Origin of the sequence: Gordonia sp. (in: high G+C Gram-positive bacteria), from assembly GCF_012515855.1 — a bacterium.
In the GTDB taxonomy this organism is placed as follows: domain Bacteria; phylum Actinomycetota; class Actinomycetes; order Mycobacteriales; family Mycobacteriaceae; genus Gordonia.
Window position 1 is genome coordinate 21,114 of the sequence record NZ_JAAYXO010000157.1, and the last position, 7,004, is coordinate 28,117.

Annotated in this window: 8 protein-coding genes; 5 read left to right on the forward strand and 3 right to left on the reverse strand. The window is 69.8% G+C overall.

Annotated elements, in window-relative coordinates; translation table 11 throughout:
• The first annotated feature begins 45 nt into the window (after nt 1-45).
• Nucleotides 46-1,776: a proline--tRNA ligase gene (locus GX543_RS11585; RefSeq protein ID WP_290852065.1), complete on the forward strand. Its 1,731-nt coding sequence runs from the start codon at nt 46-48 to the stop codon at nt 1,774-1,776.
• A 22-nt stretch (nt 1,777-1,798) separates the two neighbouring features.
• Here the strand turns inward: GX543_RS11585 and GX543_RS11590 are convergent, their stop codons facing one another.
• From GX543_RS11590 to GX543_RS11600, 3 genes are read right to left on the reverse strand one after another with little or no spacing between them, the layout of a single operon-like run.
• Nucleotides 1,799-2,170, reverse strand: coding sequence for a VOC family protein (locus GX543_RS11590; protein ID WP_290852055.1), 372 nt, complete (start codon nt 2,168-2,170; stop codon nt 1,799-1,801).
• A gap of 26 nt (nt 2,171-2,196) precedes the next feature.
• Nucleotides 2,197-2,622, reverse strand: coding sequence for a ferritin-like domain-containing protein (locus tag GX543_RS11595; RefSeq protein ID WP_290852056.1), 426 nt, complete (start codon nt 2,620-2,622; stop codon nt 2,197-2,199).
• The gene (locus tag GX543_RS11600) at nt 2,619-3,152 is read right to left on the reverse strand and encodes a hypothetical protein (RefSeq protein ID WP_290852057.1); all 534 of its coding nucleotides are present in this window, start codon (nt 3,150-3,152) and stop codon (nt 2,619-2,621) included. The genes GX543_RS11595 and GX543_RS11600 overlap by 4 nt, the downstream gene beginning before the upstream one ends.
• A gap of 108 nt (nt 3,153-3,260) precedes the next feature.
• On the opposite strand from GX543_RS11600, the gene rimP reads away from it, so the two are divergent.
• The 4 genes from rimP to GX543_RS11620 form a co-directional block, all read left to right on the forward strand.
• Nucleotides 3,261-3,827 carry a ribosome maturation factor RimP gene (rimP, locus tag GX543_RS11605; RefSeq protein ID WP_290852058.1) on the forward strand — a complete coding sequence of 189 codons (567 nt, stop codon included), beginning with the start codon at nt 3,261-3,263 and terminating at the stop codon, nt 3,825-3,827.
• Nucleotides 3,828-3,918: 91 nt separating this feature from the next.
• Nucleotides 3,919-4,962, forward strand: a complete 1,044-nt coding sequence (gene nusA, locus GX543_RS11610; RefSeq protein WP_290852059.1) for a transcription termination factor NusA — start codon at nt 3,919-3,921, stop codon at nt 4,960-4,962.
• A gap of 87 nt (nt 4,963-5,049) precedes the next feature.
• Nucleotides 5,050-5,283 (forward strand): YlxR family protein, encoded by a 234-nt coding sequence (locus GX543_RS11615; protein WP_290852066.1) that lies wholly within the window; start codon nt 5,050-5,052, stop codon nt 5,281-5,283.
• Between the two features lie 103 nt (nt 5,284-5,386).
• The coding region (locus GX543_RS11620) for a translation initiation factor IF-2 N-terminal domain-containing protein (RefSeq protein ID WP_290852060.1) at nt 5,387-7,004 on the forward strand (1,618 nt) is incomplete at its 3' end.

Genomic DNA, 7,004 nt, shown 5'->3' on the forward strand with positions numbered 1-7,004 from the left:
AACGCCGAGGCGAGCCGATTAAGCTGGTACATCGTGATCACACGGATGTCGAAGCTGTTCCTGCGTACCCTCCGCGACGACCCGGCCGATGCCGAAGTCCCCAGCCACAAGTTGCTGGTGCGCGCGGGCTACATCCGCCGTGCCGCTCCCGGTGTCTACGAGTGGCTCCCGCTGGGCCTCAAGGTCTTCCGCGCCGTCGAGAATCTGGTCCGCGAGGAGATGGACGCGATGGGCGCACAGGAGATCCTGCTGCCCGCATTATTGCCGCGGGAACCGTACGAGACCACCGGTCGGTGGACCGAGTACGGCGACGCGCTCTTCCGCGTGAAGGACCGCAAGGGCTCCGACATGATGCTGGGCCCGACGCACGAGGAGATCTTCACCCAGTTGGTGAAGGGCGAGTACAGCTCGTACAAGGATCTTCCGGTCACGCTGTACCAGGTGCAGACCAAGTACCGGGACGAGGAGCGCCCTCGCGCCGGTCTGCTGCGCGGTCGCGAGTTCGTGATGAAGGACTCCTACTCGTTCGATCTCGATGACGCCGGCCTGCAAGCGTCGTACGACGCGCACCGTGCCGCCTACCAGCGCATCTTCGACCGCCTCGGGGTCAAGTACGTGATCGTCAAGGCGACCTCGGGCGCCATGGGCGGCAGCGCTTCGGAAGAGTTCCTCGCCGAGTGCGAGGTCGGTGAGGACACCTTCGTCCGCAGCACCGAGTCCGGCTACGCGGCCAATGTCGAAGCGGTCGTCACACCCGTCCCGGCCGACATCCCGCTCGACGGACTGCCCGCAGCGGTGGCTCACGAGACCGGCGACACGCCGACCATTGAGACGCTGGTCGACTGGGCCAACGGCGCCCTCGACGGCGAGTACACCGCGGCAGACACCCTCAAGAACGTCATGATCAAGCTCCGCAAGCCCGGCGGCGAGTGGGAGATCACCGCAGTCGGCGTCCCCGGCGACCGCGAGGTGGACTTCAAGCGTCTCGAGGCGTCGGTGGAGCCCGCCGAGGTGGAACTCTTGGTGGACGCCGACTTCGAGGCCAACCCGGAACTGGTCAAGGGGTACATCGGCCCGAAGGCAGTGCAGGCCGCGGGGTTCACGTACCTCGCCGACCCGCGCGTGGTCAGCGGCACCCGCTGGATCACCGGAGCCGACGTCAAGGGCAGCCACTACGTGGACCTGGTCTGCGGCCGCGACTTCACGCCCGACGGCGTCATCGAGGCCGCCGAGGTCCGCGCGGGCGATCCGTCGCCCGACGGCAAGGGCGTTCTCGAGACCGCCAAGGGCATCGAGATCGGCCACATCTTCCAGCTCGGACGCAAGTACACCGACGCCTTCTCGTTCGACGTCCTCGGCGAGAGCGGCAAGCCGGTGCGCGTGACGATGGGCTCCTACGGGCTCGGCGTCTCGCGCATGGTCGCGGTGCTGGCCGAGCAGATGCACGACGACAAGGGGCTGCGCTGGCCGCGCGAGGTGGCGCCGTTCAACGTGCACCTGGTGATCGCCAACAAGGACGAGGCCGCCGTCGCCGGCGCCCAGCAGTTGGCCGCCGATCTGGACGCCGCCGGTCTGTCGGTCCTGTTCGACGACCGCAAGGCATCGCCGGGCGTCAAGTTCAAGGACGCCGAGCTCCTCGGCATGCCGATCGTGGTGGTGGTCGGTCGCGGCTGGGCCGACGGCACCATCGAGATCCGCGATCGCTTCACGGGCGAGACCGCCCAGGTCGCTGTCGACGGCGCCGTGGACTCGGTGATCGCCGCCGCGCGCGGCTGACGCACCGGCCGCGCGTCGGACATTAGAACGGCGCGCGGTCGAGACAGACGCAGAACGGGTGCCCCGCGGGGTCGAACAGGGTCCGGCACAGATGGGGCGCGAACTGCTCGGACGCGAGACGTGCGCCGAGGCGAACCGCCTCGGCCACGCCCTCGTCGAGATCGTCGACCACCAGATCGAGGTGCATCTGCTTGGGGATGTCGTCGTCCGGCCATGGCGGCGGACGGTGGTCGGGAACCCGCAACGCGGTGACCACCATCGACCCGGCGCGCACGCAGGCGTACTTCGGCGACGAATGCGTGAGGACGCCGTCGAGCATCGCCGACCAGAACGCGGCGAGCCGGACGGGGTCGTCGCAGTCGAGGGTCACCGAGCCGATCCGTGCAATCGCCATGACCGCAGGCTAGCGGTCGGCCGCGGCTACTGGCCGGGGAACGCCACGGTTCGCGGCGAGACGCCTGCGATGCCGCGCCAGTACGAAGAGCGGAGCGCGCAGGCGGTGAGACCGTCGACGCCGGTGCGGCGAACGGCTCCGTCGGTGGCCTGCTCGAGCAGTGCGCGGTAGGCCTTCTCGCAGTCGACTTCGGCGGCCATCGCAGCCTGCGCCGCGGTGCCCTGATCCGTTACCTCGATCGGTAGCCGGTAGCCCGCTGCGGGTGTTCGCTCCGGCTGTCCGTCGGCCAACAGGATCTCGTTGAGCTCGTCGCGGCGGACCCGGTGGTCGACGATGTCCTGCGCGACCGTTCGACGAACCTCCCCGGTGGTGAAGGCGGTCAGCAGACCGTAGGTGAAGACGGCGGTGTTCTCAGCGTCGGCCGCGGCGTTGAGGGCGGAGTTCTGGCTCATGCGAGTTGCACTTTCGCGAGGGTCTGGCAGGAGGCGCTGATCGATCCCAGGAGCCCGGCGGTGAAGCCGGAGGTCTCGAGGCACGAGGTCGCGGCCGCCTTCGCGGACTGCTCGAGCTCGCCCGCGAGTGCTTGGACCGACGCGGTGGGCGTGGGTGCCGGAGTCTCGATCTGCGCGGCGATCGACGAGTGCAGACGGTTGATCTCGTCGCGGAGGGCGGTCAGATGCTGGCCGCGCTGGTCGGCGACGGTGCCGAGCGCCTCGGTGTAAGCGGTGTTGCGCGGGGCGAGCTGCGCCGCCGCCGTCTGCTGCCGAAAGGCGGCCTGCGCGTGGGGGAGCAGGGCTTGCGCGTCGAGTTGTCGCTGCGACGGCCCGGAATCGCATGCGGTCAGCGACCACCCGGCGGCAACGGCCACACCCGCGGCGGCGCCCCCGCGGAGCAGGGCTCGACGCGAGAGCGGAGTGCTGGTGGACGGCTGCTCGCCACGGTCCGAAACTGGGGCGCGGTGGCGGGTCGACGGTGGTGTCACAGTCGGAGATTCTGCCAGCCTTCCTGGTCGACTATACTCGGACCCCGGCCCGACGGCTGTCGTGGCCCGACACCGATGACTGGATCGACCGAACCCGAAGGATGGCGCATGAGCGGCGAGGCCCGCACCGAACAGATCGGCGACCTGGTGTCGCCGTTGCTCGACCGCCTCGGCTTCGATCTCGAAGACGTCGTGCTGCTGACTCCGCCGGGACGTCGTGACATCCGGATCGTCGTCGACCGGGACGGCGGCTCGACCCTCGATGAACTCGCCGACGTGAGTCGCGCGATCGAGACCGCGCTCGACGACGCCGACGTCCTCGGCGCGGCGCCCTACGAGCTCGAAGTCACCACGCCGGGCATCGGTCGGCCGCTGACCTTGCCTCGGCACTGGCGGCGAAGCCAGGGACGCAAGGTGAAGGTCGACTACACCGTCGACGGTCGACGCGAGTCGGCGGAGGCTCGCGTGGGCGTCAGCGACGACCATCAGGTGACCCTGGTGCTCGTCGACAAGAACCGCATCGGGACCCTCGACGTGGCTTACGTCGACATCGCGAATGCGGTCGTGGACGTCGACTTCAGCCGTCCCGGAGAGGCCGCGCTGCGTGCCTGCGGCCTCGACGATGACGAAGTGGCCCGTCGTCGCGACAGCGGTACTCCCCAGCAGGCAGACTGAAAGCCCCGGCACACACCCGGCGCTCGCCGACCGACCCCGACATCTCCGCCCGACCACAACTCAATCCGACAAGCGAATAGGAACCGCCACCATGCACATCGATATCAGCGCACTGAGACTCATCGAAGCCGAGAAGGGCGTGTCGATCGAGACCGTCCTCGACGCGATCGAGACGGCGTTGCTCACGGCTTACCGACACACCGACGGCTTCGCTCCGCACGCCCGCATCGACATCGACCGGAAGTCGGGTCAGGTGCGCGTGATGGCGCAGGAGCTCGACGAGGATCGCAACGTGGTCCACGAGTGGGACGACACGCCGGAGGGCTTCGGTCGCATCGCGGCGACCACCGCCCGTCAGGTGATTCTGCAGCGGCTGCGTGATGCGGAGAACGAGAAGAGCTACGGCGAGTTGGTCGCGCACGAGGGCGAGGTGGTCGGCGGCGTGGTGCAGGCCGATGCCAAGGCCAACGCGCGCGGCATGGTGGTCGTCCAGATCGGCAGCGACGCCAACGCCACCGAGGGCGTGATCCCGGCCGCGGAGCAGGTGCCCGGCGAGTCCTACAAGCACGGCGACCGCATCAAGTGCTACGTCGTCGGTGTGACGCGCGGTGCGCGCGGCCCGCAGATCACGCTGTCCCGCACGCACCCCAACCTGGTTCGCAAGCTGTTCTCGCTCGAGGTGCCGGAGATCGCCGACGGTTCGGTCGAGATCGTCGCGGTCGCTCGCGAGGCGGGCCACCGGTCGAAGATCGCGGTGCACACCGGAGTCTCCGGACTCAACGCCAAGGGCGCGTGCATCGGCCCGATGGGACAGCGCGTCCGGAACGTGATGAGCGAACTGTCCGGCGAGAAGATCGACATCATCGACTACGCCGCCGACCCGGCGCTGTTCGTCGGACACGCACTGTCGCCGGCCAAGGTGATCTCGGTCACGGTGATCGACGAGGCGGCCAAGGCTGCCCGCGTGATCGTTCCCGACTACCAGCTGTCGTTGGCCATCGGCAAGGAGGGGCAGAACGCCCGACTGGCCGCTCGACTGACCGGTTGGCGCATCGACATCCGGTCGGACGCGGGCGATGGTGGCCCGCGCGACACCGACGGTGGCACCGACCAGCCGCAAGATGCGCTAAACTGACCCGTGGCCCTTCTTACGTCGGCACCTCCGGTGCGAACCTGCATCGGATGCCGTCGGCGCGACCACACTGAGGTGCTGGTCAAGCTGGTGGCAGCACGTGGCGACGACAACACGACGCATGTCGTGGTCGATGAGAGAGGGAGACTGCCGGGACGAGGCGCCTGGCTGCACCGAGACGCGCGATGTCTGGCGTCGGCGGTGCGGCGCAACGCCTTCGGGTCGGCACTACGGGATCGCGGCGTCGCCGTGAGACCAGAGGATCTCGCCGAGGCGATCGGTGGGATCGACCATGAGGACTTCATGCGGAGTCAGGACAGGTAGCAGAACACATGAGCACACCGTGAAGTCTCCACGATGAGCACGTTTACTGATTGAACCGAGGTCGACGCGGGCAGCCCCGCTCGACCTCCAAGTGAGGAGAGCAGTGGCAGGCAAGGCCCGCGTTCACGAACTAGCCAAGGAATTGGGAGTCGCCAGCAAGGTTGTGCTGGAACGTCTCAAGGAGCAGGGCGAGTTCGTCAAATCCGCATCGTCGACTGTTGAGGCCCCGGTGGCCCGACGACTGCGCGAATCTTTCGAGTCCGGCGGTTCCGCCGACTCCAGTGCTGCCCCGGCTAAGCCGGCAGCAAAGCCAGGCGCCAAGCCGGGTCCCAAGCCCGGCCCGGCTCCCAAGCCTGCTGCGGCGACACCTGCTGCGGCCAAACCTGCTGCAGCGAAGCCCGCTGCGGCGGCGCCGGCAGCACCGAGCACCCCGAAGCCGGCTCCGGCAGCGCCCGCACCGGCCGCGGCGACCAGCAAGCCCGGTCCCAAGCCGGCTCCGAAGGCTCCCGACGCTCCGGCCGCAAAGCCGGAGGCTCCCGCCGCCTCGGCAGGCCAGGCACCCGCGGCACCCGGACCCCGTCCGGGCCCGCGCCCCGGCCCCCGCCAGCCGCGTGTCGGGAACAATCCGTTCTCCTCGGCTCCCGCGCCGCGCCCCGCAGGGCCGCGTCCGGGTGCCGCAGGCCCCCGCCCCGGTGGCGGTCGTCCCGGACCCGGCGGACCTCGTCCGGGCGCCGGTCAGGGCGGTCCCCGTCCCGGCGGCCAGGGTGCACGCCCGGGTGCCGGCGGCCCGCGTCCCGGTGGCGCACAGGGCGGTCCTCGTCCTACCCCGGGCAACATGCCTCCGCGCCCGAGCCCGGGTGCGATGCCGCAGCGTGCGGCGCGTCCTGACGCCCGTCCGGGCGGTCGCGGCGGTCCCGGTGGTCGTTCCGGCGGCCCCGGTGGCGGCGGTTTCCGTCCCGGTGGCGGCGGCGGTGCCGGTGGCGGCGGCGCAGCTCCCGGCGGCGGCTTCCGCGGTCGCCCGGGTGGTGGCGGCGGCGGTCGCGGACGCGGCGGCGCAGCAGGTGCCTTCGGACGTCCGGGCGGCGCACCGCGTCGTGGACGCAAGTCGAAGCGTCAGAAGCGTCAAGAGTACGACTCGATGCAGGCACCGGCAGTCGGCGGCGTCCGTCTGCCCCACGGCAACGGTGAGGTCATCCGCCTCGCCCGCGGCGCTTCGCTCTCGGACTTCGCGGACAAGATCGACGCCAACCCGGCATCGCTGGTCCAGGCGCTGTTCAACCTCGGTGAGATGGTCACCGCGACCGAGTCGGTCAACGACGAGACGCTGGAGCTGCTCGGCTCCGAGATGAACTACGTCGTCGAGGTCGTCAGCCCGGAGGACGAGGACCGCGAGCTCCTGCAGAGCTTCGACCTCACCTTCGGCGAGGACGAGGGCGGCGAGGAAGATCTCGCTCAGCGTCCGCCGGTGGTCACCGTCATGGGTCACGTCGACCACGGCAAGACCCGCCTGCTCGACACCATCCGCAAGGAGAACGTCGGCGGCGGCGAGGCCGGTGGCATCACGCAGCACATCGGCGCGTACCAGGTGTGGACCGAGCACGAGGGCATCGAGCGTGCGCTCACCTTCATCGACACGCCGGGTCACGAGGCCTTCACGGCCATGCGAGCCCGTGGCGCGCAGGTGACCGACATCGCGATCCTCGTCGTCGCGGCCAACGACG